The organism is Sphaerochaeta sp. UBA5849 (assembly GCA_002432715.1).
GTDB lineage: Bacteria > Spirochaetota > Spirochaetia > Sphaerochaetales > Sphaerochaetaceae > Sphaerochaeta.
Genome location: DJGJ01000018.1, coordinates 58,128 through 84,124 on the forward strand (window position 1 = coordinate 58,128; position 25,997 = coordinate 84,124).

A 25,997-nucleotide genomic window follows, 5' to 3' on the forward strand; every position below is an offset into this window, starting at 1 on the left:
AAACTCATCCCATGCGGCGAATCTATTTGGATAATGCATCGACCTCTTTTCCAAAAGCTCCGGGTGTAATACAAGCCATGAGCACCTATCTTGCAGAAAATGCTTCCAATCCCGGAAGGGGAAGTTATGAGCATGCCGTCCAAGCGATGGAGCAGGTGATGGACTGTCGCCAGAAACTGGAATTACTGTTTGGATGCAGGGAAAGCAGGAATGTGGTGTTCTCGCTCAATGTCACCACCGCCCTCAACACCTTGGTGGCAGGCTTGCTCACACCAGACGATCATGTGCTGGTAAGCGGTGTGGAGCACAATGCAGTGATGCGAACAGTGCATCTGCACCGCATCCCCTATTCGGTGATTCCCTGCGACAAGCAAGGCCGAATCATCTTGGAAACAATCCCTTCCTTGGTCAAACCCCAAACCAAGGCCCTCATCCTTACCAGCGCGTCCAATGTTGCAGGCACCATCCAACCGATCAGGGAGGCGGGAACAATAGCCCACCAGTTGGGCCTCTGGACCTGCATAGACACAGCCCAAGGAACACCTGCCGTCGAATGCCGGCTCGAGGAAGGAGTCATTGATGCAATTGCTTTCACAGGACACAAGGGAATTGCAGGGCCGCAGGGAGTCGGCGGCTTGGTCCTTTCCCCCCATCTTGCCAAGAGGATCACTCCTTCGGTAGGAGGAGGAACAGGCAGCAGGAGCGAAAGCTTTTCGATGCCTGAGCTGCTGCCTGACCGACTCGAGGCGGGAACCCAAAACATTGTGGGCATCGTAGGGCTTGGTGCTGCATTGGCAAGCCTTGGAAAGAGGGGCGATCAGGACCGAACCAGCTGCAATCGACTGCTCTCCTATTTTCTCGGTGACAGCCGTATCCGAGTCATCGGTCCAAAGACCATGGAAGAGCGTACCAGCGTGATCAGCATCATCGTCGAGGGATTCGGCCTTGCCGAGCTTGCCTACCGCCTCGATGCAGAGTACGGCATCCAAACCCGCTACGGCCTGCACTGTGCACCACTGGCCCATCAAAGTCTGGGAACACTTCAAACAGGAACACTTCGCTTCAGTTGCGGCCCTGCAACGACACACGAAGAAATCGATTATACCATCCAAGCCATGAAGGAGTTGCTTTGCTGATGAAATACCACAACTTGTTGCTCAATGCCCTGAAAAACGGGGATGTCACTCGAAAGACCGTGATAAGCGGCCCTCATGTAGGAGATGAAGCACTCTACAGCAATGCAGCATTGCTTTGGGGCAGCTGCGATGCAGCCGGCGGCGAGGTTTTGGAAGAAAGATTGCAGACCGATGTCGAATTGGTTGTCTGTGGTGGTGGGCACATCGCCCTTGAGCTGGTTGCTTTTGCATCCCGTCTCGGATACAGGATAACCGTCATCGATGAGAGGGAGCAGTATTGCAACAATACGCGCTTTTGTGGTGCACAGTGTGTGTGTGCTCCCTTTGATCAGGCATTGGATGGGGAGCATGGTTGGATCAGGCCCTACTTTGTCATCGCAACACGCGGCCACAGCTACGACCAACTCTGTCTTCAGAAAATCCTGGGACTCAATCACCGCTATATCGGCATGATAGGCAGCAAGTCGAAAGTAGCTGCTACCTTCGAAAATCTGAGAAATCTTGGATTCTCCCAAGCGCAGCTTGATCAAGTCCACTCTCCGATCGGCCTGGACATCGGGGCGGTGACCGCCGGCGAGATTGCCGTTTCCATTCTGGCTCAAATCATCCAAACAGTACGCACAGAGAAGCATGTGGTGCAACTGGACAGGAACCTGCTGGAACGCCTGGCTCGGACTGAACAGAAATTCTGCCTGGTGCGTGTCATTGAAAAGCATGGCTCTGCTCCCTGCGATGTCGGATTTCAGATGGCAGTGTTCGAGGATGGGACGGTTGAGGGAACCGTTGGAGGCGGCTCAGTCGAAGCAAAGGCAATCGAGGATGCGAGGCAGACGACCAGCAATCAAGTAAGAGCCTACGACCTTTCCAATGCAAAAGCCTCGGAGCTGGGGATGATTTGCGGTGGCAATGTGCGCCTGCTCTTTCAGCTTTGGTGATAGCCCTCACCGACCATCTCATAGGCAAAGAGCGTTTGGGCATCCTCGCTGTTGTAGGCGAAATCCCAACACCCCATGCGATGCAGCATGCTCCCTCCAAACCCTTTCTTGAAGGAGTAGAGTCCGCTCATCGGATGCTCCTTCTCCTTCGTTGGCGAGACGCCGAACAGATCGTATTCGCTGCAGTTCCAGCTTTTTGCCAGCTTGATGGCACCCCATTGCAGTGCATAGGTGCTCATGGTGTTTCGCATAAGCGAGGAAGAGGCGCCATAGAGGTAGGTCGCCCGGTTCTTTGAACGGCTGAGGAACATTGCACTGAGCGGAATTCCCTCATAGAAGGCCATCAGCAAGACAACTGTGGCACTCTCATCGACAGGTCCATAGAGCGAATCAAAGAAACAGCGGTCATGCAAATTGATGCGATTGCGTGCGCAGGTCTGGCGGTACAGGTCGTAGAAGGTATCGAGATGGTCGTGTCCGACTTGACGCACCAGAACGCCTTTACGTAAGGCCAAATTGATGTTGTACCGGGTTTTGTGATGCATCCGTGACAGGATTTCCTCTTCGCCCGGCCTGAGGTCGATGAGCATGGTATCACTGGGCAGCTGGTTGGAAACCGACTTGTGCAGACTTCGCTTGCTCGTTCCCCAGTTCAACCTGAGATTTTGGAGAGTGAGAGGAAGATCCTCATCCTCCCAGATGGTTTTCCAAGGAAGGTCATAGCGCAGCAGGATGCAGTGCCGGGGAAGCTTTTCCTGCAGATTCATGGACAGTTCTTCCAAAAAAAGCCCCATTCGATCCTCCTGGGGACTGAGAACCGGACCATACGGGACATAGCCGATGCTCTGCTCCCGATTGACGGGAACCAGCTGGACAAGCACGTCGTCCAGTATATAGGATGAGGCGGGAGACCCTTGCAAGTCTTCCGAACGGACCTTGATATCAAAAGCTTTCGTTTCGTAACCCTGTTTTTGCTTTACTTGTGACCAAAAGGACGATTGATGCAACAGCGGAGTATCATAGAGGTACGCAGGTTCTTTTTCCTGCACACTGACGTTCATCGCATGCTCCCTGAAATAATGGTGAAAAAATTTTATCACAAAACATACAAAGAAGAAAGGTATGTATAAGATATGAGAAAACTGTGAAATACGGCTGGCGTCCTTGTTTGGCCCATCCTTCCTTGCTACAGTATTTTCATGCACGATTCTTACCTGCCAGGGAGTTGGTACCATGAAATTCTCAAGCATCCGTTCCAATTTACTCGTTTCCTCCCTCATTCTCCTCATGTTGAGCCTTACACTCAGTTACAGTCTTTCCAACAGGGCTTTCAGTGCAGCCCTTCGGCAGTCCACCTATGCCGAGCTGAAAGGAAATGCCGAATACCTGTACGATATTGTCTCTCGATACTCACAACCCTGGCAGGAGGGTCACTTTGATGCATATGCAGAGTCGACGGCAACCAGAATCACCTTGATCGCCCACGACGGCCAAGTGCTCTTCGATTCGGAATTCGACATCTCACAGTTGAACAATCACCTTTGGAGGCAGGAAGTACAAGAGGCTCTGGACAAGGGAAGTGCATCCAGTGAGCGGACAAGTGCAACCGAGAATCTTCCGGTGCTTTACTATGCACGCTCGGTGGAAAACCATCCCACCATTGCAGTCATTCGAGTCTCGAAAACATTGAATCAGCTCAGCGGGTACAAAGAAACGTATCAGCAGATGTTTTTGGGCAATCTTGCCATTCTTGTGCTGCTTCTTCTTGGTATTACCACCGTTTCGATCATGCTGCTCACCAAACCCCTGAAGAAAATCCAGACCTTGGCAAAACACTATGCCCAAGGGAACCTGAATGAACGACTTTCGATCCAGAGCCCAAAGGAGATGGCCGACCTTGCCTCTTCAATGCAGCATATGGCCTCATTGCTGAAAACAAACCGTGATCGTTTGGAAACCTCGCACAACCGTTTGCAGGCCATCATGGACAACCTGCACGAGGGAATCCTGCTGCTGGATTCCAACCTTGTCATAGAGGTGGCCAACCTCGAGGCGGTCAAACTGCTTGGCGGTGATCCAACCGGACGCAGGCTGGGCGAGGTAATCTCTTCGACCGAGGTGCTTTCGGCCTGCAACACATGCTCCAAGGACGGTACTGCAACGTCGCTTACCGTTGCCAAGTACAATCATCTCTACGGGGAGAGCGCCATACTGGTAGGAAAGCGCAAAGCAAGAACCCTTCGCTTTCTCTGTTCTCCGCTGACCCAGTCCAAAGGGTTGAACAAATCGATGGTGGTATCGATCCAGGATATGACTGAACTGACGAGGTTGGAACAGATTCGAAAGGATTTTGTGGCAAATGTCAGCCATGAATTGAAAACGCCGATCACTTCGATCACCGGGTTTTCCGAGGCCTTGCTGGAAGCACGGACCGAACAACAATTGAGGCAGTTCGGCCAAGTCATCCATCGTCAGGCAAGCAATATGAAACGCATTGTCGATGATTTGTTGCTGCTCTCCAGCCTCGAGCAGTCAAATACTCATCCCACCATGACTTGGACACAAGTCGAACAAATCATTGAGGAGACTGTGCAGAACTGCAAATACCGGTTCGAGGAGAAACAAAGCACACTGACAACACAGATCGACAATCCTCTGGGTTATGAAATCTTGTGCAGCGGCATGCTGATCACCCAGGCTCTGACAAACCTCGTAATGAATGCATTGGCCTACTCAAGCGAACGTTCACCTGTTACGCTGGCATGTCATGTGGATGACTTGACCGCCACCTTCTCGGTAAAGGATGAAGGCATCGGGATACCGGTTGAGGACCAAGAGCGCATTTTTGAGCGTTTTTACCGTGTCGACACCGCCCGGAGCCGCAGCCAAGGAGGCACCGGACTCGGTCTTTCCATCGTCAAGCACATCACCGGTGTGCATCATGGAAGCATAGAAGTACAGAGCGAAGTAGGAAAAGGCAGTCTCTTTATCATGAGACTGCCTCGAAGCGGCTTTGAGCTTCCCGATCTGGAAGAGCGAAGCAATTCATTGTATCGGAAAAACTCTCAATAGGGTTCAGACGCGGGGAATGGCTGGATTCTGCAACTTCGGTCCGTTGAGTTTCGGCCTCTGCCCTTTTTCCATGTACACAATCCAGCGGCAGATGGTTGTCACATGATCGCCGAGGCGCTCCATCTCCTTGGTAAGGTAATGGAGATTGAGGATGCGTTCCATCTCCTTTTCGTTTTCCGGTTTCAATGCATAGAGATCCTTATTCAACTCATCACGTAAAAGATCCATCCGATCGTCCATGGCGGCCACTTCAATGGCTTTTTCAGCTTTTACATCAATGAATGCCTCTACAGCACGACGGGTCATGGTTGCTCCGAGCAAGGCCATTTCGCTGATGCGTTGAACAAACGGGGTGAACTGGGGAGACTCCTCCCACCGCGTCATTTTCGCCATATGGGCGGCATGGTCTCCCATCCGCTCCAGGCTGGAAACAATTTTCATGCCGGCGATAATGTGACGCATGTAGTGCCCGTAGGGAGCTTCACTGATAAGCAGGCGCACCCCATCGTTCTCCACCATCTCCTGTAGCTGGTCGATGAACCAATCGTTGGCGACAACCTTCTTGGCCAGCTCCTCATCATGATTGCTGAACGCGGCATGGGCAAGAAGGATCGACTCCTCCACCCTGTTGACCATCTGGATCAGCAGTTCTTGAAAAAACCGCATTTTCTCATCCAGCATGGTAGTATGTTTTTCATCCATTTCAAATCTCCTGGGTCAACCGAATTTTCCCGATATATACTCTTCCGTTTTCTTATGTACGGGATTGAGGAACAACTGCTCCGTCTTTTCATACTCCTGCAGATACCCGGTCCTGTTCTCATCCACCATGAAGAAGGCAGTATAGTCGGATACCCTGCTCGCCTGTCCCATATTATGGGTGACGATGACAATCGTATAGTCCTTTTTCAGCTCCAGAATCAACTCCTCAATCCTGGAAGTGGCTATCGGATCCAGGGCCGAAGCCGGTTCATCCATCAGGATCACTTCCGGTTGCACTGCAATGGTCCTCGCAATGCAGAGACGCTGCTGCTGGCCTCCACTGAGGCGCAAGGCATTCTGCTTGAGCTTGTCCTTTACCTCATCCCATAAGGCTGCGGAACGAAGACTGGTCTCCACCAACTCATCATAATCCCCTTTGTAGCCATTCACCCTTGCCCCCCAGGCAATATTCTCATAAATGGACTTGGGAAAAGGATTGGGTTTCTGGAACACCATGCCGATGCGCCTTCGGATCAGAACAGGATCGACATCCTTTGCATAAAGATCCTCCCCATTGAACAGAACCCGGCCATCGAGTGTTGCCCCCCGAATCAGGTCGTTCATGCGGTTGATGCTTCGAAGCACCGTACTTTTACCGCATCCCGATGGTCCAATGAAGGCTGTCACCTCGTGCTCATAGATTTCCATGCTCGCGTGCTTGACTGCAAGAAAGGATCCGTAATGGATATTGACATCATCCAACTGGATGATTGTTTTTTTGGGTTCCAATTTGCTCTTTTCTTGGAATACCGGTGGCAGGCTCTCAGCCAAATTGGTTTTATTCATGCTTCCATCCTCTTCTTTTTGGATAGTTTGTCTCGTAGGATGATGGCGCTGCTGTTGAGGACCATCAGCAGGATCAAAAGGGCTATGATCGCAGCACCTGCCACGTTGCGATACGCTCCCTGGGGTCTGGCCGACCACTGATAAATCTGGATCGGCAAGGTCGTGAACTTGGAGAAAATCCCCGAGGGATCGACACTGATGAAGGTTGAAGCACCGATGACAACCAATGGTGCGGTCTCGCCCAGCGCCCTGGACAATGCAAGAATGGTCCCGGTAAGAATCCTATCGATGGATACCGGCAACACCTGGCCCCATATGGTCTGCCACTTGGTTGCGCCAATGCCGTAGCTGGACATGCGCAGCGAGTCCGGGACCGCCTTCAGTGCTTCCTGGGTGTTGATGATGATGATCGGCAGCACCAACAAACCCAACGTCAACCCTCCACTGAGGATGGTCCGCCCGTTGGCGGTTGTATCAGAAACCCCGGTAAACAGGGAACCGCTGGTAAAAGCTTCCATTGCCCGAACAAAGACAGCCAAGCCCAAAAGTCCGTAAATGATGGAGGGGACTGCACTGAGATTGAAGATATTCAGCTGAAGGAGTCTGGTCAGCCTGTTCGGCTTTGCATACTCCTCGAGGTAGATGGCCGAACCCACTCCGATGGGGAACGCAAACACGAAGGTAATGAGAATGATCCAAAGCGATCCGAGCAAGGCGGTACGAATACCGGCATAGAGAGGGTTGGCACTCTGGTCGGCGAAAAGAAAGTCGATGGTCAGCCAACTCTTGAAGGTCAATACCGCGTCACCTTGGTCGAACATGTATTCATTGATTTCCCCCTGCTTCGTCAAGGAGGCCCAGAGGCCCCATGTCCTCAGTACGCTGGGTTGCAACACATACTGTTCAATAAGAGCGATCAAATCCTTGTCGGTTCGGTCGGCAATAGGCTTTTCATATTCGACCCTCCTGAGGATGCCGCTCGAAAGATGGGTTTTCGCAGTCTCCTCCAGTTGTTGGCGGGAGAACTCTGAAAGCTGTGATTTTCCATCCATCAGTTCCGACGGTTTCATTTCATAGCGTATGGCAGCAAACCCGAATGTTGAGTCGATGACCGAGAACAACAAGAGAACGAGAAACAGGATTGCCAGGGAGGTGGAGAACAGGAAAACCGCCTGCCAGACCACCCCGACTTTTCTTCGTCTCTCCATCATGGAGAGACGGGTCTCTTCACTTCCAAAAGTTATGGAACTTTGCATATTATTCATACTCCTGATGGAAGATGGTGGATATCTTCCTGGACACCAGATTCAAGATGAAGGTGATGATGAAGAGCACCAAGCCTAGTGCGAAAATGCTGTTGTAATCAACAGAGTTGTAACTGACATCTCCTCCGCTGATACGTACGATGTAGCCGGTGATTGTTTCAGCAGCCTTGAACGGGTTGGCGGTCAGCTTCGGTCCCGCCCCCGCAGCGAGAGCTACTACCATGGTCTCTCCGATAGCCCGCGAAAAAGCCAGCAGGAAGGTGGCGGACAGTCCGCTCAGTGCAGCCGGGATGACGACCTTGAACGTGGTTTCAATTTTCGTTCCGCCAAGGGCATAGGCTGCAAGACGCAGTTCCTTCGGTACCGAACTGATTGCATCCTCGGCCATGGTGGCTATCAAGGGAAGGACGAGAATGCCGATGACCAGCCCTGCCGAAGCTGTATTGTAGATTTCCACCACATCCTGGCCGAACAACGACCTGAGAAGCGGGGTCATGAATGTCAAGGCGAAGTATCCGTAGACAATGGTGGGGATGCCGGCGAGGATCTCGAGAACCGGCTTGAGGATGCCCCGCATCCGATCACTGGCATATTCGGCCAGGTAGATGGCTACAAAGAGGCCTATGGGAATTCCAAGCAGCATCGCAATGATGCTTGTGGTGAAGGTTGCGTTGAGCAAGGGAAGGAAGCCGAACTGATGAATCATCGGCTGCCAATTCTTCCCAGTCAAGAATCCTATGAGGTCTACCTGAGGGTCGGAGAAAAAGAGATAGGACTCCCTGACTAAAATCACGACGATTCCGACGGTGATCAACATGGAGAACAGGGCGAAAAGAAACATGACGGTTTCGATGATTCGTTCATGAAAACGACTTTTTTTCCTAAAGTGGGGGTTGTCAATTGCCATAGATGGAACATCCTTTCAAAGAAGGCCATAGGCCGCATGGATGCGACCTATGACCAGGATCACCTGAAACACTTAGTAGGTACCGTTCATTGCATCGAGCCAAGCCTGCCTGCCTTTTGCAAGTTCTTCGTCGTTGGCCGGGAAGTATCCCACTCCTACAATCTCTTCGTTTACATAGCTGAGGTAGAAGTTGATGAATGCAGCAACCTGGGGTTTGGTTCGCATGATCTGCTCATCGCTGTAGATGAAGAGCGGTCTTGCCAAGGGGTAGGTCCCGTTGTCCACGTTGGCCTTGCTTGCTTCCACACCGTCGATTGCAAGGATTGAAAGGCTGTCCTTATTCTCTGCATAGTAGGCATATCCGAAGAATCCGACTGCATACGGAGATCCCTTGATGCCCTGTACCAGGATGTTGTCATCCTCGCTGAGCTGCAGGTTCTTCGCTGAAAGCATCGGCTCGGGATTGTTCTTGAATATTTCTTCACTGAAGTAGTCGAACGTACCGCTGTCGGTTCCAGGAATGAAGCGCTGAATTTTCTGATTCGGCCAGGCGGGGTTGATTTCCGACCAGGTCGAAGCTGTGCTGAACAGCTTGGCAAGCTCACTCTTTGTCAGATTCTTGGCAAAGGTGTTCTCCTTGCTAACCACTACGGCAAGGGCGTCGGTGCCGACACGGAACTCAATCGGGTTGCGACCGATCTGCTTGGCAGCTTCAACTTCCTTTGCCTTGATGGCGCGGCTGGCATTGGCGATGTCGGTTTCACCGGCTACGGTAAAACGTTCGAATCCTGCACCGCTTCCGATAGAGTCGATGGTGATCACTCCGCTGTACCCTTCCTGCTTGAAGCGCTCAGCCATGCGCTCCGACAAGGGATACACAGTGGAACTACCGGCAGTGATGATATTGCCGCTGACTTTCAGCGGGTTGACTCCCGGCAGACCTGCTACACCGCCGTCTTCAATCCAGGACATGGGGCCACTTTTCTGATCAGCGCTTTCCTTTGTTCCAGCAGCAAAAACTGGAAGCGACATAAGAACAACGGATACGAGCATCGCTACAATTACTTTTTTCATGGTTTCCTCCATATTGGGAACTGTGATAATCAGAGACTACGGAGCAAATGTGAGAAAAGTATGCAAAGACCATGAATAAATCATTGATTGACAAAACACCACAGCCCTCTTTCCTCTTTTGTCCAATCACAGTACCTTATAGGTATGGCAAAGAAACTTCTTTTTTACCGTTGTCCAGTTTGTCACACCCTGGTGGAGCTCATCGATAACGGCGGGCATTCCTTGACCTGTTGCGGACAGAGCATGCAACCGGTGACGGCAAAGACTGAAGACCAAGCGGATGAATACCACCTGCCTGTCATAACGCGGCGCTCCGGTCTTTTGTATGTCGAGGTCGGCAAGAAGCCCCACCCGCAGAGCGAGGACCATCAAATCACCTGCATTGTCTTGGTAACCAAGCAGACTGTCAGGAGAAGCGACATCAAGAGCAACCGGTCTGCGGCAACGGTATTCACCGATAAGGATCATGGAGATGTATATGCCTACTGCAATGTCCACGGACTCTACAAAGTCTCATTCTAAACCCCTGCTTGTCGTCATCGACATGCAACAGGATTTCGTAACCGGCAGCCTCGGAAGCGAGGAAGCACAACGGGTTGTCGATCGGATCGCCCGAAAAATCCAAAGCCATGCCGGCCTGCTTGCCTACACCCTGGATACCCATCAAAGCGACTATTTGCAAACCAGTGAAGGCAGGCACCTGCCGATTGAGCATTGCATCAAGGGCAGTGCGGGACATGCGCTTGTTCCGAATCTCAAACCACTGCTTGAGAGTGCACGCTGTTTTGAAAAACCCAGCTTCGGTTCGGTTGAACTTGCATCCTGGATAGCCGGGAATCCTGATATCTCCCAGGTGGAGCTGGTCGGAGTATGCACCGATATCTGTGTTGTCTCCAACGCCTTGCTCATCAAGGCTTTCCGTCCCGAGCTTCAGGTTCTGGTGGATGGGTCATGCTGCGCCGGAACCAGCATCCAGGCTCATCAAGCCGCACTTCAGACGATGAGGTCCTGCCAAATCGAAGTATTTTAGGTGCTTTGCCTATAACCCGATGGACAAAACCACCAGAGGCCTTGTAGGATACGTCGTACAGACATCCATAGAAGGAGGCTGCTCATGGAACAGTCCTTATCGTATGTTCTGGTGACACCCTACACGGTAGCGAAAAGTAGAACCGGCGGGGTATTATCCAGACTCCTTTCCCGTATATCCCTGGAACTCGTCGGGGCCCAAATGGTCGCGATGGATCAAGAAATTGCCAAGGAATTTGCATCCATCATCAAGCATAGAAAGAAAGTTGAAGGTTTCAAGATATCCGATTTGCTCTCTGACTATATCGAACAGAACATGGGCCCTTCATCAGGGGTGAGACACCGCTCGCTGCTCTTGCTGCTGCGCGGGGAGAATCCCTGTGAACAGCTTTCGGCGGTGGTCGGGTTCTTCCAGAAAGAGACCGGAAGCGTGGAGACCGTCATCGGCGAGTCGATCCGCGATACCTATGCCGACTTGATTTTCACCGATGAGAGCCAGGAAAAAGTCAAGTATTTCGAACCTGCAGTAATCACCGCACAGACCCAGGGGGAAGCCGATGACACCCTCGCCCTCTTCAGGCCTTGGCTTGAGAAAGAGAGCAACATCGTTGTCAACAGGCCTGCTGAGTACTACGCCGATGTCGAGCGTACGCTTGTCATCATCAAGCCGGACAACTGGAAATATGCATCCAGCAGACCGGGTATGATCATTGACATGTTCAGCCGCAGCGGTTTGAGAATCGTTGGGATCAAGGTGCTGAAAATGTCCGTCAACCAGGCTCTTCAGTTCTACGGCCCGACAAAGGAAGGCCTGAAAGCAAAGCTTGCCCCCATTTACGGCATGCAGGCGCGTGAACTGCTCGAACATGAGTTCAACGTGCATCTGGATGCACAGATGCAGGACATATTGACCACCAGCTTCGGGGACAAGTATTCCGAAGAGCAGTTCGAACGCATCGTTGAGTTCATGGCAGGTATCAAGCCCAGTGATTGCAAGATTGAGGACTATGACAAGCCCGGTTTGGTCAAGTGCATGGTTCTCATCTATGAAGGCAAGGATGCAGTTCAGAAGATTCGAACCATTTTGGGTGCAACCGATCCGAACAAGGCTGCCGCAGGCACGATCAGACGCGAGTTCGGCTCCAACATCCGTGTCAATGCAGCACACGCCAGCGACTCAACCGAGAATGCAAAACGAGAAATGGGTGTCCTCAAGGCCGAGGAAAATTCCTGCTACTCCCTGCTTTCAGAGTATCTTGATGCTAAAGCAACCGTTTCTCGCCCGTAAGGGATCTGAGATGTGTTGCGTCCTGGGTTACCTCCATACACCCCAGGTACTCACCATCAGTACTACGCACTGCGTAGTACTGGATGTGGATGAATCTCCCTTTCATAACCAGATGGAATTCAGCCGAATCCTCCCTTCCTTCCTTGAAGGAGTCGAGGATGGCTTGGACGGTATGTACGCTTTTGGGCGGATGGCAGTTTTGCACCAAACGTCCTATTACTTGTGGAGTGCGTACAAATATGCGATGGGGAGGATCTGAATAGAACTTCAGGCGGTCATCGCTGCCGATGAAAGCGATATCGAACGGCAATACCGAGAATATTCGTTCCAACTCCTGCTGCGACAAGGAACCGGTCCTGCTCACAAAGCCATGCAAAGATGAAATCTCCGGCTGAACCTGCTCTTGTGTCCCAAGAGCCCGGTATGCAACCGGAAGCAAAATATACTGTTCCCGGTAGCTCAAAATACCAACATGTACATAAAACTGCCCGAACACCTTCCATGATCGCTTCATGTCTCTTCCATCACCTGAAAGTACGGCTTTCTGAAGGCCAAGGGCGGTATCCTGGATCGACCACATCAGCTTGACACAGCTGTGTTCGGTGCTCGCTTTCTCAAAAAGCGGAAACAACTCATTCTGCAACCGTTCATAATGGTCCTTGATCAGGGAAAAGGATGCGACCTCTTCAATCAGCGGGGAGAGGTCTTCGCTCTGTTGCTTCTGCAACTTCTTGGCCGACCTCTGCAGCTTTTCCATACCAAGCACGATTTTTCGATTCTCCTGATCAAGGGAAGCGAACAAGGAACCCTTGGGATACTCAGGCAGGCTCTGGCTTTCCAACCCTTTGCCTATGGAGCGGATGAATCGGGCCACCGCCGCTGTATGCACTGTCACATCCCCAGGGTGGGAAAGCAGTGATTCCAAGGCGCTGTTGGCTTCAAAGGCAGTGGCGGTTTCCAATACCGGGGCATAGAGTGCATAGGTCTGCTTGTCGGTTGTCCCGCTGCGAAGAAGGTTCAAGTACTGAGTCAGTTGCTCAATACGCTCGTCGCTGGTATGTATCAGTTCCATGTAATTCACTCCCCAGACCAGTGTGATGCAAGAGCTGCCATCTATCAAGACCAATTTCAACAATTGCACGGTCGTCACTCTTACGGAATTTTCATTTGCACAGCATGGCGATGAGTGTTCTCTTGCTCATCGGCTTCCTTCCGGCGGGACTGAGAAGGAGGTATGGGTTCGGATTCCTTGAGTAGGCGCACCAAACGATGTGGATACCTTCGTTCGCTGAGCAATCTCGCCATCCGGAAGGCGGGCCCTGCGTTGCAGGCCTCTTCTCTTGTCATCGAAGAGCAGGTGGGGTACAGTCAGAAATCAGGAGTGAATCATGAACGTACAGAAGAAAGCCTTGCACTTCGGATTAAAACTCTTGCCTGTAGGCATACTGTGCAGCCTCTATCTGGCCATGACCAATGTCAATGCAATGAAGCAAGCAGGGATGCAGGCTCCTGCGCTCCTTATGATATTCTCTTCCATCATCCAGATTGCCTTCATCTATACGCTGGTACTCTCCTATCTTGGGTACCTGCTTGCAGAAAGAACCGGCCTGCTCAAACCTTTCGTTTTTACGAAACAAGAGACGCTGATTACCGTATTGGTCGGTTTTGGCTGTGCATTGGTGATGATCAGCGACTACTATCTCTTCGCTCCCCGGATAGCCCAAGTCCAGGCTGCCTATACCAAGGAATCCTTCACCCTCATATCCCTGCTCTTCTCCATGCTCTACGGCGGTATCATCGAAGAGATCATGTTGCGTTTCTTCTTCCTCTCCCTGTTGGTTCTCATCCTCGACATGACGAGGGGAGGAAATCGCGGCAACAAACCAATACCTGCTTGGTTCCACCTTCTTGCAAACTTCATCGCCGCGCTGATCTTCGCCCTCGGCCACCTTCCTGCAACCAAGATGGCATTCGGTGAGATCACTTCCCTTTTGCTTGTTCGCACCTTGCTGCTCAACGGGGTGTTGGGTTTTGTCTTCGGTCTCTTGTATTGGAAAAAGGGATTGCAGTACGCGATGCTCGCCCATGCACTCACCCACCTGTTCAATCAGGCAATCTTCCGCTTCATCATCCTCTAGCCTATGGACATTCGTGCACTGCTGCTGTTTCTGCTGATCCTGACAGTCTTCTCAACAGTCATCAGAATCCGGGAAAAACGCAGTGCGTCCAGCTTCATGAGCGAGCAACTGCTCTATCTGAGAATACGCCAAAGCTTGGTTGTGATCCATAAGAGCCTTGACGAATTGGCACAAATCAGCCGCCAACGCTACAGCCTCCCACCGGGATTGGGGCTGCTTGTCAACGTGGAGGAGTCCACCTTTGAGAACATGCAGGTGTTCACCCTGGGCGACAAGCGTGCCAAGAACCTGGTTTTCTTTCTGCATGGAGGGGCATATGTTCAGCAACCTACCTTTGCACATTGGATTTTTCTGGAGAGGCTGATACGAATGAGCGGTTGTCGCATGATGGTCCCCATCTATCCCAAGGCTCCCGACCACCAAGTCAGCGAGGTGCTGCCCTCCCTGTTGCGGCTGTTCACGAAACAGGAAGGTGAGCAAATCACCCTCATGGGGGATTCAGCGGGCGGGGGACTCGCCCTAGCCCTCGCCCAGAGCATGGATGAACGGATCAGAAGCCGGCTCGATCACCTCATCCTGATCTCTCCCTGGCTGGACATCGAGCTGACCAATCCATCCATTGACTTTCTCCAAGGACAGGATCCGATGCTCTCCAAAGAAGAACTGCGGCTCTTCGGCACGGCTTGGAGAGGAAACGTCGAGCCAACGGATTGGCGGGTGAGCCCGCTCTTCGGCTCTCTGGCGAACCTGCCGCCGATTGTTCTCTTTGTAGGGACGCATGAGCTCTTTCTCGCCGATGCCCGAGCTCTCAGGAGGAAGGCAAAGCAGGAGATGGCCATGCTCGAATACCATGAGGGCAAGCGGATGAATCATGACTATCCTCTCTTCCCCATCCCTGAAGCACGCCGTGTACAATCAAGAATCGCTGCCATCATAAAAGGACGATGAGGAAGAAATCACTGTTGGTAATCGTGCTCTCTCTTGGGTTGGTCCTGTTGCGCGGTATGAATTGGGCTTCCACCTTGCAATCGTGTTGGGGGGGGGGGTGGAACCCTTTCCTTGTTCAGAAAGAAGGGAGACGGTCATCGATGAGCAGCGCTTCATACTCTGCAACCTGCAAGGGATGACTGAAGAAGTAGCCCTGCACCACATCACAACCCAGCATCTGGAGCATATGGACCTGCTCATGGGTCTCCACACCCTCGGCTACAGTCGTGATGCCAAGCTGCTTGGCCATGGAGATGACATGCTGCACAACCACCTTGCCCCTATGATGTTCATCCGTCCCCTTGAGGAAGCCTTGGTCGAGTTTGATCTTATCGATTGCGATATCCTTGAGCATGGTCAATGAGGAGTATCCACTGCCGAAATCATCGAGGGAAACCAGGAAGGATTGCTTGCGAAGCGAGGACAAGACTTGCGAGAGGTGCTTTACATCGTTGAGGAACAGGCTCTCGGTCAGCTCGAATTCAATGAGATGATGCGCTACCTCGTAGCGGTCGATCAATTCAACCAATGTCTGCTCGTAATGGGCATTGAACAGGTAAGAGCGCGATTGGTTGACCGATATCGGCAACAGCGGCAGTACCTTGAGCTGCCATTGCTTGATCAGCTTGCATACCTGCTCAAGAACAAACATATCCAAGGTGACCAACAGGTTGTGTTTTTCAAGAAGAGGTATGAATAGGGAGGGGGCCAAGAGGCCTTTGGTGGGATGGTCCCACCGTACCAACGCCTCGCAACCGACCAAATGACGGGTCTGCAGCGAGTATTTGGGCTGGAGAACAATATGGAACTCACCGGCTTTCAAGGCCTTGGCAAAAACCTTATCCAACTCACTCTCCTCAAGCAGTTGGGAACGCAATACTTCATCATAGTACAAATATCCGCTTGCCTGCCGTTCCTTCAAGGCGGAAAGCGCAAAAAGCGCTTTGTCGATTGCTGCAGAGATTGAAATCGCGTTGTCTTCGATCAAGGAAATTCCGATAAACATATCCAACTGGAAAGGAGAGGCTCCAGGAAAAGAAAAGCGCTTCAGCTCTTCGGTGATGACGCTTATCCTGCGATCCAAAGACTCTTTTTCACGATAGCTGCATAAAAGGATGAACTTGTCCCCGCTCAGCCGTGCGCAAACACCATCCTTGGTGGTATAGCGTGGAAGGACTTTGGAAAAATACAGCAGCAGGGAATCACCGAATGCATACCCGAAGTGGTCGTTGATGAGCTTGAACTTTCCGATGTCAAGAATGATGACCGCGTACGGACTGCGCGCACGCTCGAGCAACTGCGAAGCTTCCTGGACAAAGTGGTTCTTGTTCGGCAGTCCTGTCAGCTCATCCTGAAACGCAAGGTGCATCAGTGACTGCTCGTACACATGGTCTTTCAAAAGCAGGTAGAACAGCAGGGAAAGCATTAAAAGCGATACCAAAACCGCCATGGAAAGCGAAGCCTGGAGGATGGTCAGATACGCTTGTTCCAGCAACTTGTCATGGCTCTCAAGGACGAAGTACCCATATCCGTTTCCCAGAGGGTGTATTGTTGTAAAGGAAGAGTTGTCCTTCAACAGGTAACTTTGCTGATTTCCTTGTTCCCAAGCAGGAAACAAAGCGGCCAGTGATTCAGTTCCAAACAGCTGTTCATCGGCTTTGAACTGCCAAATGATTGAACCGTCTTCTCCTGCCCAAATCATGCGGGAGCTTTTTGCGTGCTGTGGGCAAGAGAGCATGCTCCGGTATGCCACAGGACTGATCTTCAGTTGCAACACCGCTTGTTTGCCATCAATCGTCTGAACAGGGGTGCGGTGCACGACAGATGCGGCATCGACCGAGAACGGAGCCGCATCCGCGATTGCATCGACGACAACAAGTGATAAATCGTTCTCACCGAGGCCTGCAACCAACCGAAGGCCTTGCTCCAGGGTAAAACCCGAAAGTGATTGTGCAAGCGACAGCAGCCGTTTCTGGTCCGATTCAATTTGATGGACGACAAGCTGTGCACAGCCTCGGGCACGGTTTTCATATTGGCTCTGCTTTTCAGCATCCAACAGCAAGTTGAGACGGCTATAGAAATGGGAAAAGGCCAGGATGATTATCAGAACGATAGGAAGACCGAGAAGCAGGAGCCGCAAGGCAACATGGGTTTTACGTTGTATATGAACAACCTTGTTCGGCAATTTCTTCCAATTGCGATTCGAGCGGGTGCTATGCATGATGCTCCTTACACCACTGGGGTGGTTTCAGTATATCCGAAGAGGAACGAGAATCAAGAACAGTGTTTGCAAGAGGAAGGTTTTTTTGCCAAGAGGGAGCTTTCCCTACAGCCCTTCATCCACCGATGAGGGAAGCGGCTTTCAAAGTGCTTGCAAGCAATGGGACTTTCTCCTATAGTTCCTCTCATGCTGCTCACATCATTCTTGCAGATGCTCCCTATCCTGTTGGTTGTTCTGGGTGGATATCTATTGAGTGCGCTGTACTCCCTGGATGTACAGGATTTGGTGAAGGTGGCCTCCGACTTCTTTTTGCCCGCTCTCATCTTCATCTCCCTGACAGAAAGCAACCTCACCGGCCAAGCCATCGCCGATATGGCCAAGGCCTCCGCCTTGGTGTGCGTGCTCCTCTTCGGTGCGGCAATTCTTTGGGCCAAGCTCGCCAAAGAGGACATCCGCAGCACAGTCCCTCCCCTGGTATTCATGAATTCCGGTTTTTTGGGCATCCCCTTGATGAAACTCTGGGGCGGCATGGAAGCCATGAACCTCATCCTCATCTACGACCAGGTGCAAGGCATATTCATGTTCACCCTGGGTATTTTGGTCATTACCGGCGGTTTCAGCAAAAAGAGCATCTTCTCGATGCTTCACTCCCCCGTTCTTTGGTCTGTAGTGCTGGGCTTTTTGTTTCGCCTCACTCCTCTTTCCATGCCGCAGAGCCTGGTCGAATCGTTTACGTTTGCAGGGGAGGCTGCTTCTCCCTTGGCGGCGTTTGCTCTTGGCGTGTCCATCAGGTCCATCAAGTTCACGTTCTCTTGGAATCTCATCACAGCTCTTATCCTGCGTTTTGCAGGAGGGTATCTTATCGGCTATCTTGCAGTGATGGCCTTCGGCCTGACCGGTTTGGCTCGAACAGTGGTTCTTGTCTCCACCGCCCTGCCCTCGGCCATGTTCACCAGCATCCTGCCGCTTCGCTACGGCCTGCCCAACCAGTTTGCCAGCACCATGGTGCTGACATCCACACTGTTGGGCATTCTGACCATCCCCCTTTCCTTCGCCTTGGCGGGCTAAAGTTCAAGAATTCTTGCTTTGACGTCTGAGAAGTTCAACCCTTGACCTTCTGCAATTGTCTTGATGGCATCGGTCTTCTTCATCGGCCCTAGAATCGCCTCGATATCCTCTTGTGCGTATCCTGCATCCAACAACTCTCCCAGCGTAGTCTTGCCGGTGAAGGCAAAGGCGGTGGTCTGCTCCTTGGACTGGACTGGAACCGGTTGGGTTGCAAGCCCTGCAGGAAGGGAGACGGCATCGCGTGTGTATCGTTCAAAATTCGGATCGGTGTTCCTGCCTTCGCTGATCAACACATCGATGGCACTCTTGGGCAACAAGGTGGTCTCTTCCGCTTCATACGGGATTCCCGTATACAGTGAGACAAAGAGCCTGATCGAGTCGGTGCCAACCTCCATCCCCTCGGGAATCACCGATGCCCACAGAGTTTCCAAATCTCCCAACCTTTCGTCAAGCGATGAACTTTGGAACGCCTGTAAAATAACCGTTTCTGGAATCGTAAAGCTTTTGAGAACATCACGATAGGTATACGAACCACGGATGTCTGCGGGGTTTGCAAGCCCTGCAAAATCACCACTCTTGATCAGGGCCGGCTGTTTGCTCGAACTCGTATTCCAAAGGCCGAGGGCCACCGACAACAGGATGCCTGCAACCAGAATACCGGCAGTCAACAGGCCAACCTTGTTCGTTGACACTACAACCTTGTCGAGTTTCAGACTGGTTACCACGGTTTTTGGAACCGGACAAGCTCGGTCGCTTGTACACTCCATGCAGGAGATGCACTGTAGGGAAGTTACAGCCTCGCCACCCTGTACATCAATATTCATCGGACATGCACGGTTGCACTTCGAGCAGCTTATGCATGTTGACTTGTTGCGACGAATTTTAAAAATTCGGAATTTGTTGAACAGCCCCAGAAAAGCTCCATACGGACAGGCATACTTGCAGAATGGACGTTCAACAAAGAGGGAGAGCAGGACTACAACTCCCAATATGATGGTCCCACCAAGTGAGAATTCACTGCGCAAAAAAGAAAAGAGTGCGTAATACGGGTCGTATGCCTGAAACACCAAGGTTGCAGATACACTGGTCATGACCACCACCCAGACCAGCACGACATAGCGCAGAAGCCTCAGCCAGCGGTCAATTTTTTGGGGGACGAAGGTATTGTAGCGACGTTTGAAAATCTTCTTTCCAATGCGTCCCACCCACTCCTGGAAGGTTCCGAAGGGACAGACCCATCCACAGATGACCGGACCGAACAGGATGGCAAGCAGTATGCCCAGTACAGCCAAAACAACCGAGGAGTCATGGATTTTTCTGACCAACGTACCTTCGGTGATTAAATTCCATGCACTCACCACCCCGCCGAAAGGACAGATTGCATGCAAGGAGACTGTACTCGGGGTAAACGGAAACACAACACCCCGTTCTGCAGCCGCCCCAAGGGAAATCACCACCACCACCCAGACAAAGAACACCAACTGCACAATCGTACGAATCCGAATACGCTTCCTGTTGAGAGTTTTCACGTTGTTTCTGCTCCTATGAATTTCAGACTATGACGCAAGTGTGTGAATTCCATGGAGCATTGCTTCAGTCTCGGTAAAAGCTGCAGAGTATGCTACACTTTGCTTCATCCACGAGGGGCCTATGCGGATGTACACGTTACTTTCCTGCTGCTTCTCATCACAGCGTGCCTGATGGCCATGCCGGTTCAGGAAGAGAGAACTTTACTTCCTGTCGAACGCAACAGGAAATACTCGGTGTCAAGGACGCCACAAAGGGCGCAATCGACGGCATTATCGATGAGGTGCAGCTTTCCAGCCAGATGAGACTGTTCATCTATGGCACCTTCCTCTACTGCACCCTCTATACAGCATACAATCTGGTCAACATACCCTATGCCGCATTGCTGCCTGAATTGACCGGGGATTACAACCAACGCACAACTCTTTCCGGATACCGCATGAGCTTTGCTGTGCCGGGACATTAGTAGGAGCGGCTTTGGTGATGCCGCCCTCAATCTGCTGGATATCAACAACAGGCTCTTTGGGGGGCAATCAACAGACAAAGAGGGGCGCAGAAAACGATTGACGCTCATTCATGCAGCTGTGCATCGAGGACTGCAGCAAGTCAGCAGAGACTTGAAACCTTAGGCTTTGACCGTTCGAGTCAGGTTGAAGACGATATCCTTGTCCTTGTAATGGCCGCGCATCTCATTGGGCATCAGAACAGCCAGCCGCATCATTATCTCATCGGCAAGAGCTTGGCGTGCATTGGCATCGATGCGTCCTCCCTTTTGGACGATCTCAAACACCTCTCCCACTTTTATCGTTATCACGGTTCGCCTCAGACGCCTGATGTTCCTGGAGAACGAGGTAAATCCCATCACGACCACAGGAATCATCGGAATGTCCTTCTTATGGGCGATGAAGGCGACACCACCTTTCCCCTCTTGCAGCTTTCCATCCTTGCTCCGCGTCCCTTCGGGGGCGATGGCCAGGATGTGCTGGTCGTCCAAGACCTTGAAACACGCATCCATCGTACTTCGGCCCATATTTTGCCGATCAACGGGAATACTCTTCCACATGTTCATCAGATATGCCATGAACTTGTGGTCCCAGAGTTCCTGCTTGGCAAGCGCGTGCAGCGGCCGAGGGTGGAGGAAGGCATAGAGCATCGGGCCCTCCAGGTTCGAGGTGTGGTTCACCATCATCAAAAGAGGGCCGGTTTGGGGAACCTTTGCAAGTTCACTTCGGTCGATACGGAAAAAGAGCCTGAAGAAGGTCCTGAGCAGGCTGTTGATCACACGTTCTGACAGTTTCATTGCCCCATCATACCAGAGCGCCCTGCTCCTGCCAAGAAGTACACGATTACCTTTTCTGCTTGGAAAGCATCACCAGGTAGGGTATGACCAACAGCGTGGCAAGAGCGGAGAGCAGAACGAAGGCGTGATTGAGCGAGGCAACGTTTCCAACAAAACCCACCAAGGGGAAGATGGCAATCATGAACAGGCTGTACGCCATGCTCTGGAAGCTGAGTATGGTCGCCCTGAACTTGGAGGGAATGAGTTGATTCAGGTACGTGGAAATAGTCGGGATCAACAAGCCTTCAATGGAGGCACAAAGCACGTAGAACACCATCGAATAGGGGGTGAGAGCCACTCCCCACAAGGTGACAAGAAGCATGAGAGGACAGCCTACCAACAGGCCCCTCTGGCCGATTCGCTTCTCGATGGCATGGGCTTTCACCGAAAAAAGAGCTGCAATTGCGGCATGCAGGGAGAATACGACACCGATCGTAGCAGGACTGAACCCCAAGTTGGTCCAGTGGTTCTGCAAATAGAAGAACAAGCAGACCATGAAGGCAAACAACGACTCACTGAAAAGAATGAAGAAGCCGATGCGCGGCTTTTTCTTGAATACCTTGCCGCTGTCAAGAATCTGGCTCTTCAGGGAGATAAGCACATTGTTGAATACGGAGGTTTTCTTTCTCTTCTCTCCTTTCTCAAGTTCCGGCTCAATAAAAAAGAGTGCGATACAAAACCCCGCGAGCGCCGAGCCTGCTGTTGCATAGAAGGCAATGCCGAAATCCAGCGAAGCCAGATACCCTCCCAACAGGAAGGAGAGAATCGAACCAATCTGGTTGATCAGCTCATCGTTTCCCTTTACCTTGATGTACCGCCCTTCCTCCCCGTCAAGCAGAAGCGAATCATAGAGCAGGGCATCCCCCGCCCCCGACTCCAAGTTATACCCCAACGCACTCAGGATGAAGGCGACCACCTGCAAAAGGAACGTGGTGCTGTGGAACATGAAAATCAGGCTCAGGGCATAGCACAATCTTCCAGCAATCCGACTGGCCTTCCTTCCCCAAATATCGGCAACCGAGCCGGTGGGAACTTCCATGAGAAACGAGGTAACGTGAAAAATCGCCTCAAGCAAGCCCAGTTGCACAAGGGAAAAGCCTTGGCTGGCAAGAAAAATCATCCAGATGCCGTGCGTAAAGGAGAGACTGAGTGAAAGTGAGAATGCATAGGCCAAGCCTACATTCCGTCGATAGCGCATACCCCCCCCTTTTTTGTCGGCTAACCTTGACCATCATACGCTTGGAAAGCATTCCCGGCAAGAAATCCTTTCACCCCATGCGCATTTTTGGAGAGTTTTATGGTATGCTGAAAGAGATTTGCAATGAAGGAGTCAACGATGGAAACGAGAACATGGGAACACAACGGCTGCACCATCTCCCTGCTGGGGTTTGGAGCGATGCGTCTGCCATTGACAAAAACGGGGAGCATCGACAGGGCAGCCTCTAGCGCAATGCTCAGTGAAGCGTACAAGCACGGCGTCACCTATTATGATACGGCATATACCTACCACAACGGTGAGAGCGAGCCCTTCCTGGGCTCGTTTCTCAAGCAGTACCCGAGGGATTCATACTTTCTGGCAACAAAGCTTCCACAGTGGCTGGTAAATACCCTCGATGATGCAAAGCGCCTGTTCAATGAACAGCTTGGGCGTCTTGAGCATGAGTATGTTGACTTCTACCTCATTCACTCCATCGACAAGGCAGCTTATGTACGCATGGTCGACCTTGGGGTGGTCGCATACCTCGAGCAGGAACAAAAAGCCGGCAGGATCAAGCAACTGGGCTTTTCGTTCCACTCCATCTATGAGGATTTCGAGTACATCGCCACCTCCCGCACCTGGGATTTCTGTCAGCTGCAGTACAACTATCTGGATACCGAGGAACAGGCCGGAGACAGGGGGTACGAGCTGTGCACCAAGCTCGGTATTCCTGTCATTGTCATGGAGCCCATCAAAGGGGGATTGCTTGCCAACCTTCCGCCCGACCTCGAAGCAAGACTGAAAGACCTGGATGAGAACGCAAGCAGTGCATCCTATGCTCTTCGCTGGGTTGCCGACCATCCGAATGTGAAGGTGATCCTCAGCGGGATGACGACCATGGAGCAGGTACGGGATAACCTTAAGACCTTCCAGTCTCCCCGAAGGCTGACGGAAACAGAGCGCACCACCCTCGACTTCATCGGACAGACGATGCGCAACCGGGTCGGAAATGGATGCACCGGATGCAAATACTGCATGCCCTGCCCCTTCGGTGTCGATATACCTGGCAACTTCTCCATCTGGAACAAGGCTCGTATGTTCGACTCGTATGCGGTGGTCCGTGCACAGTGGGAGAATCCGAAGGAGAGCGACAAACGGCCCTCTTCCTGCACCGAGTGCGGTCAGTGCGTTCCCTTGTGTCCCCAACATATCAATATACCGGAAGACCTCAAACTGGTTCAAAGCGAACTTGAAGCCAAGCGGTTGTAAAAGCACTCGTCTTTTTTGCCAACTTGCTATATCGTGAGTTCAGGAGCGAGGTGATGGACAGCAGAGAGAGCGCAACAGCAATCCTTACGGGATGGTATACAGGGGACGGGATGGGCAGCCAGACGGACGGCATGCAAAGCAGCGAAGTGGAGGCTCTGTGCCCGGACGGCATCGAGGAAATCTACACGCTGGAGGAAAGCCGGCCCCTCTGTGGAATGTCAAGCGAGGTCAGTGATCTGCTTACGTTGCTCGCCCTCAGCATTGTCACCAACAAGGATGCTGATGTGCACCATGTAAAAGCGAGTTATCGCAAGTACATCCAGGAAGGGGATGGTCCTGGTGAGCATATCCGGCGAATTTTGCAAGTGGAGACATCCAAAGCCGATCACAGCCTTGCTCTCATCCGCTGCCCCATTCACGGAATCTTGAAAGCCACGCAAAGCCAGAGGAAATGGCTCGATTTCCTCAAGGCTGAGACCCAGATCACCAGCAGCAGCGACCTCTGCCTGCAGACGGTTCTCCTGCTTTCTTCTGGCTTCGGTTTGCTCATGGAAGAGGAATATGACGATCCCCTTCTGTTTGTAAGCGCCTTGGCAGGTCTGGCAAAACGCAATCGCTTGGATGAACGCATTGTTGCCGCTTTGCATACCGCTCTCAACCAAAACCCACTTGCCGTGTATGACACAAAGCAAAGTTCCTTTGTCCTCACAACGCTTTTGGTTGTGATGCACTCCCTCATCGCCTTCGATTCCTACGAAGACGGGATGAAGGCATTGGTCATGCGGGGAGGAAATGCAAGAACTGTCTGTGCCCTGTATGGAGGCTTCGCTGCAGCCCTGTATGGGATGGAGAGCATTCCCGAACGCTGGACGGCGGAGGTGTTTCCCTCCCCCGCCCTGGAAGCGATGATCAAGAAACAGACGCTTTTCAAACGAGAGACGATACGGATGGAGAAGCTGGCGGTTTCGCTGACTGCCGGTCTTCTGGTTGTAGCCTGAAAAAGGAGTACACAGTGAACTACAAATCCTTGGGGAAAACCGGCATCAAGGTATCAGAGCTTTGTTTCGGCACCATGTCGTTCGGCTCACGGGCGAATAAGGAACAATCGCAGAGGATGTACAGCATGTGCAGGGAGCAGGGCATCAACTTTTTCGACTGTGCCAATGTCTATCAGAAAGGTGTTGCTGAAGAGTACCTGGGCTCCTTCATAGCCGCTGAGCGCGACAAAGTGGTGATCACCACCAAAGCGTATGGAGCGATGGGAGACGATGTCAATGCAAAGGGTTGTTCGGCAAAAAACCTGCAGAACTCCCTGCATCAGAGCCTGAAGCGTCTTGGCACCGACTATGTTGATGTCTTCTTTCTTCATCACTATGATCCGGCCACCAGTGAGGAGGAGGTCCTGAGGACCCTTGACTCCTTTGTCCGTGATGGCAAGGTTTTGAGCGTCGGGGTGAGCAACTATGCCGCCTTCCAGGTGGAACGCCTCTTGCGGGTAAGCGATGTGAAGCATCTGGTGGGCGTACAGTGCATCCAACCGATGTACAACCTTGCCAAACGCATGGCAGAGGTGGAGCTTTTCCCCATGGCGAGTGCTGAAGGGATGGGGGTAATCACCTACAGCCCCCTCGCAGGAGGGCTTCTCACCGGCAGATACAGCAAGGCGGAGGGCAAGAAAGCGGGGCGCCTGGTCGAGAATCCAAAGTACAAGGCCCGGTATGAGGGTGCTTTCTATGTCCAGGTGGGTTCCTCCTTCGCCGCCTATGCCGATCAGCTGGGCATGCACCCGGCAACACTTGGCATCGCTTGGGTGATGGCAAACCAGGCTGTCACCGCCCCCATCCTGGGAGCTGCTGATCCAGAGCAGCTCAAGCCCGCCCTTGATGCACCAGCTCATCGCTTGAGCGAGGAGGTACTGAAACACCTCGATACGATCAGCCCTCCTTTGCCGCCTGCTCACGACCGCACCGAGGAGAGAAGCTGAAGCGATCGGGCT

At 52.1% G+C, this 25,997-nt stretch carries 24 protein-coding genes; 13 read left to right on the forward strand and 11 right to left on the reverse strand.

From position 1 onward, the window contains the following. Positions 1-11 precede the first annotated feature (11 nt). Together B3K89_RS02415 and B3K89_RS02420 are read left to right on the forward strand one after the other, a co-directional pair. Positions 12-1,136 (forward strand): aminotransferase class V-fold PLP-dependent enzyme, encoded by a 1,125-nt coding sequence (locus tag B3K89_RS02415; RefSeq protein ID WP_345907013.1) that lies wholly within the window; start codon positions 12-14, stop codon positions 1,134-1,136. Then, on the forward strand, positions 1,136-2,071 hold the full coding sequence (locus B3K89_RS02420; RefSeq protein WP_293894791.1) for an XdhC family protein: 936 nt from the start codon (positions 1,136-1,138) through the stop codon (positions 2,069-2,071). Before B3K89_RS02415 ends, B3K89_RS02420 begins: the two co-directional genes overlap by 1 nt. Here the strand turns inward: B3K89_RS02420 and B3K89_RS02425 are convergent. Then, on the reverse strand, positions 2,059-3,132 hold the full coding sequence (locus B3K89_RS02425; protein WP_293894788.1) for a lipid II:glycine glycyltransferase FemX: 1,074 nt from the start codon (positions 3,130-3,132) through the stop codon (positions 2,059-2,061). The genes B3K89_RS02420 and B3K89_RS02425 overlap by 13 nt on opposite strands. A gap of 172 nt (positions 3,133-3,304) precedes the next feature. Between B3K89_RS02425 and B3K89_RS02430 the strand changes: the two genes are divergently transcribed. Then, on the forward strand, positions 3,305-5,143 hold the full coding sequence (locus B3K89_RS02430; RefSeq protein WP_293894785.1) for an ATP-binding protein: 1,839 nt from the start codon (positions 3,305-3,307) through the stop codon (positions 5,141-5,143). Between the two features lie 3 nt (positions 5,144-5,146). Here B3K89_RS02430 and phoU read toward each other — a convergent pair whose 3' ends face one another. The 5 genes from phoU to B3K89_RS02455 form a co-directional block, all read right to left on the reverse strand. Next, complete coding sequence (phoU, locus tag B3K89_RS02435; RefSeq protein WP_293894782.1) at positions 5,147-5,845, reverse strand: phosphate signaling complex protein PhoU; 699 nt, start codon at positions 5,843-5,845, stop codon at positions 5,147-5,149. 15 nt (positions 5,846-5,860) lie between these two features. Continuing rightward, positions 5,861-6,691, reverse strand: a complete 831-nt coding sequence (gene pstB / locus B3K89_RS02440; protein WP_293894779.1) for a phosphate ABC transporter ATP-binding protein PstB — start codon at positions 6,689-6,691, stop codon at positions 5,861-5,863. Next, entirely contained in the window at positions 6,688-7,947 is a 1,260-nt protein-coding gene (gene pstA, locus B3K89_RS02445) for a phosphate ABC transporter permease PstA (protein WP_293894776.1), read from the reverse strand. The genes pstB and pstA overlap by 4 nt, the downstream gene beginning before the upstream one ends. A gap of 1 nt (position 7,948) precedes the next feature. After that, a complete protein-coding gene (gene pstC / locus B3K89_RS02450) occupies positions 7,949-8,863 on the reverse strand; it encodes a phosphate ABC transporter permease subunit PstC (RefSeq protein ID WP_293894773.1) in 915 nt (304 codons plus the stop codon). Positions 8,864-8,935: 72 nt separating this feature from the next. Beyond that, positions 8,936-9,937, reverse strand: coding sequence for a PstS family phosphate ABC transporter substrate-binding protein (locus B3K89_RS02455; protein ID WP_293894770.1), 1,002 nt, complete (start codon positions 9,935-9,937; stop codon positions 8,936-8,938). A 144-nt stretch (positions 9,938-10,081) separates the two neighbouring features. On the opposite strand from B3K89_RS02455, the gene B3K89_RS02460 reads away from it, so the two are divergent. The 3 genes from B3K89_RS02460 to B3K89_RS02470 all read left to right on the forward strand — a co-directional run bounded on the left by B3K89_RS02460 (position 10,082) and on the right by B3K89_RS02470 (position 12,254). Then, the gene (locus B3K89_RS02460) at positions 10,082-10,459 is read left to right on the forward strand and encodes a desulfoferrodoxin family protein (protein ID WP_293894766.1); all 378 of its coding nucleotides are present in this window, start codon (positions 10,082-10,084) and stop codon (positions 10,457-10,459) included. Next, positions 10,416-10,967, forward strand: coding sequence for a cysteine hydrolase family protein (locus tag B3K89_RS02465; RefSeq protein ID WP_293894763.1), 552 nt, complete (start codon positions 10,416-10,418; stop codon positions 10,965-10,967). The genes B3K89_RS02460 and B3K89_RS02465 overlap by 44 nt, the downstream gene beginning before the upstream one ends. A gap of 84 nt (positions 10,968-11,051) precedes the next feature. Continuing rightward, on the forward strand, positions 11,052-12,254 hold the full coding sequence (locus B3K89_RS02470; protein ID WP_293894760.1) for a nucleoside-diphosphate kinase: 1,203 nt from the start codon (positions 11,052-11,054) through the stop codon (positions 12,252-12,254). On the opposite strand, the gene B3K89_RS02475 is transcribed toward B3K89_RS02470, so the two are convergent. After that, complete coding sequence (locus tag B3K89_RS02475; protein ID WP_293894757.1) at positions 12,229-13,326, reverse strand: PAS domain-containing protein; 1,098 nt, start codon at positions 13,324-13,326, stop codon at positions 12,229-12,231. The genes B3K89_RS02470 and B3K89_RS02475 overlap by 26 nt on opposite strands. Before the next feature lie 316 nt (positions 13,327-13,642). On the opposite strand from B3K89_RS02475, the gene B3K89_RS02480 reads away from it, so the two are divergent. Both B3K89_RS02480 and B3K89_RS02485 read left to right on the forward strand, forming a co-directional pair. After that, the gene (locus B3K89_RS02480; RefSeq protein WP_293894754.1) at positions 13,643-14,392 is read left to right on the forward strand and encodes a type II CAAX prenyl endopeptidase Rce1 family protein; all 750 of its coding nucleotides are present in this window, start codon (positions 13,643-13,645) and stop codon (positions 14,390-14,392) included. Between the two features lie 3 nt (positions 14,393-14,395). After that, entirely contained in the window at positions 14,396-15,340 is a 945-nt protein-coding gene (locus tag B3K89_RS02485; protein WP_293894752.1) for an alpha/beta hydrolase fold domain-containing protein, read from the forward strand. Between the two features lie 115 nt (positions 15,341-15,455). On the opposite strand, the gene B3K89_RS02490 is transcribed toward B3K89_RS02485, so the two are convergent. Next, positions 15,456-17,600, reverse strand: coding sequence for a putative bifunctional diguanylate cyclase/phosphodiesterase (locus B3K89_RS02490; protein ID WP_293894749.1), 2,145 nt, complete (start codon positions 17,598-17,600; stop codon positions 15,456-15,458). A gap of 186 nt (positions 17,601-17,786) precedes the next feature. On the opposite strand from B3K89_RS02490, the gene B3K89_RS02495 reads away from it, so the two are divergent. Further along, positions 17,787-18,668 carry an AEC family transporter gene (locus tag B3K89_RS02495; RefSeq protein ID WP_293910109.1) on the forward strand — a complete coding sequence of 294 codons (882 nt, stop codon included), beginning with the start codon at positions 17,787-17,789 and terminating at the stop codon, positions 18,666-18,668. On the opposite strand, the gene B3K89_RS02500 is transcribed toward B3K89_RS02495, so the two are convergent. Beyond that, the gene (locus B3K89_RS02500; RefSeq protein WP_293894743.1) at positions 18,665-20,197 is read right to left on the reverse strand and encodes a 4Fe-4S binding protein; all 1,533 of its coding nucleotides are present in this window, start codon (positions 20,195-20,197) and stop codon (positions 18,665-18,667) included. The genes B3K89_RS02495 and B3K89_RS02500 overlap by 4 nt on opposite strands. Before the next feature lie 164 nt (positions 20,198-20,361). On the opposite strand from B3K89_RS02500, the gene B3K89_RS02505 reads away from it, so the two are divergent. After that, entirely contained in the window at positions 20,362-20,661 is a 300-nt protein-coding gene (locus B3K89_RS02505) for an MFS transporter (RefSeq protein ID WP_293894740.1), read from the forward strand. Positions 20,662-20,820: 159 nt separating this feature from the next. Here B3K89_RS02505 and B3K89_RS02510 read toward each other — a convergent pair whose 3' ends face one another. Further along, entirely contained in the window at positions 20,821-21,495 is a 675-nt protein-coding gene (locus B3K89_RS02510) for a lysophospholipid acyltransferase family protein (RefSeq protein WP_345907014.1), read from the reverse strand. A gap of 46 nt (positions 21,496-21,541) precedes the next feature. Continuing rightward, positions 21,542-22,732 (reverse strand): MFS transporter, encoded by a 1,191-nt coding sequence (locus B3K89_RS02515; RefSeq protein WP_293894734.1) that lies wholly within the window; start codon positions 22,730-22,732, stop codon positions 21,542-21,544. A 138-nt stretch (positions 22,733-22,870) separates the two neighbouring features. On the opposite strand from B3K89_RS02515, the gene B3K89_RS02520 reads away from it, so the two are divergent. The 3 genes from B3K89_RS02520 to B3K89_RS02530 are packed head-to-tail and all read left to right on the forward strand — an operon-like array spanning position 22,871 to position 25,985. Continuing rightward, positions 22,871-24,001, forward strand: a complete 1,131-nt coding sequence (locus tag B3K89_RS02520; RefSeq protein WP_293894731.1) for an aldo/keto reductase — start codon at positions 22,871-22,873, stop codon at positions 23,999-24,001. A 53-nt stretch (positions 24,002-24,054) separates the two neighbouring features. After that, positions 24,055-24,999 carry an ADP-ribosylglycohydrolase family protein gene (locus B3K89_RS02525; protein ID WP_293894728.1) on the forward strand — a complete coding sequence of 315 codons (945 nt, stop codon included), beginning with the start codon at positions 24,055-24,057 and terminating at the stop codon, positions 24,997-24,999. Between the two features lie 14 nt (positions 25,000-25,013). Continuing rightward, positions 25,014-25,985 carry an aldo/keto reductase gene (locus B3K89_RS02530; RefSeq protein WP_293894725.1) on the forward strand — a complete coding sequence of 324 codons (972 nt, stop codon included), beginning with the start codon at positions 25,014-25,016 and terminating at the stop codon, positions 25,983-25,985. The last annotated feature ends 12 nt before the right edge of the window (positions 25,986-25,997 follow it).

Coding starts and splice junctions, on each gene's coding strand:
- B3K89_RS02525 (WP_293894728.1), top strand. CDS start 24,055: ATGGACAGCAGAGAGAGCGCAACAGCAATCCTTACGGGATGGTATACA.
- B3K89_RS02420 (WP_293894791.1), top strand. CDS start 1,136: ATGAAATACCACAACTTGTTGCTCAATGCCCTGAAAAACGGGGATGTC.
- B3K89_RS02425 (WP_293894788.1), bottom strand. CDS start 3,132: ATGAACGTCAGTGTGCAGGAAAAAGAACCTGCGTACCTCTATGATACT.
- B3K89_RS02510 (WP_345907014.1), bottom strand. CDS start 21,495: ATGAAACTGTCAGAACGTGTGATCAACAGCCTGCTCAGGACCTTCTTC.
- B3K89_RS02495 (WP_293910109.1), top strand. CDS start 17,787: ATGCTGCTCACATCATTCTTGCAGATGCTCCCTATCCTGTTGGTTGTT.
- B3K89_RS02455 (WP_293894770.1), bottom strand. CDS start 9,937: ATGAAAAAAGTAATTGTAGCGATGCTCGTATCCGTTGTTCTTATGTCG.
- B3K89_RS02520 (WP_293894731.1), top strand. CDS start 22,871: ATGGAAACGAGAACATGGGAACACAACGGCTGCACCATCTCCCTGCTG.
- phoU (WP_293894782.1), bottom strand. CDS start 5,845: ATGGATGAAAAACATACTACCATGCTGGATGAGAAAATGCGGTTTTTT.
- B3K89_RS02475 (WP_293894757.1), bottom strand. CDS start 13,326: ATGGAACTGATACATACCAGCGACGAGCGTATTGAGCAACTGACTCAG.
- B3K89_RS02415 (WP_345907013.1), top strand. CDS start 12: ATGCGGCGAATCTATTTGGATAATGCATCGACCTCTTTTCCAAAAGCT.
- B3K89_RS02465 (WP_293894763.1), top strand. CDS start 10,416: ATGCCTACTGCAATGTCCACGGACTCTACAAAGTCTCATTCTAAACCC.
- B3K89_RS02490 (WP_293894749.1), bottom strand. CDS start 17,600: ATGCATAGCACCCGCTCGAATCGCAATTGGAAGAAATTGCCGAACAAG.
- pstC (WP_293894773.1), bottom strand. CDS start 8,863: ATGGCAATTGACAACCCCCACTTTAGGAAAAAAAGTCGTTTTCATGAA.
- B3K89_RS02460 (WP_293894766.1), top strand. CDS start 10,082: ATGGCAAAGAAACTTCTTTTTTACCGTTGTCCAGTTTGTCACACCCTG.
- B3K89_RS02470 (WP_293894760.1), top strand. CDS start 11,052: ATGGAACAGTCCTTATCGTATGTTCTGGTGACACCCTACACGGTAGCG.
- pstB (WP_293894779.1), bottom strand. CDS start 6,691: ATGAATAAAACCAATTTGGCTGAGAGCCTGCCACCGGTATTCCAAGAA.
- B3K89_RS02430 (WP_293894785.1), top strand. CDS start 3,305: ATGAAATTCTCAAGCATCCGTTCCAATTTACTCGTTTCCTCCCTCATT.
- pstA (WP_293894776.1), bottom strand. CDS start 7,947: ATGCAAAGTTCCATAACTTTTGGAAGTGAAGAGACCCGTCTCTCCATG.
- B3K89_RS02515 (WP_293894734.1), bottom strand. CDS start 22,732: ATGCGCTATCGACGGAATGTAGGCTTGGCCTATGCATTCTCACTTTCA.
- B3K89_RS02485 (WP_293894752.1), top strand. CDS start 14,396: ATGGACATTCGTGCACTGCTGCTGTTTCTGCTGATCCTGACAGTCTTC.
- B3K89_RS02480 (WP_293894754.1), top strand. CDS start 13,643: ATGAACGTACAGAAGAAAGCCTTGCACTTCGGATTAAAACTCTTGCCT.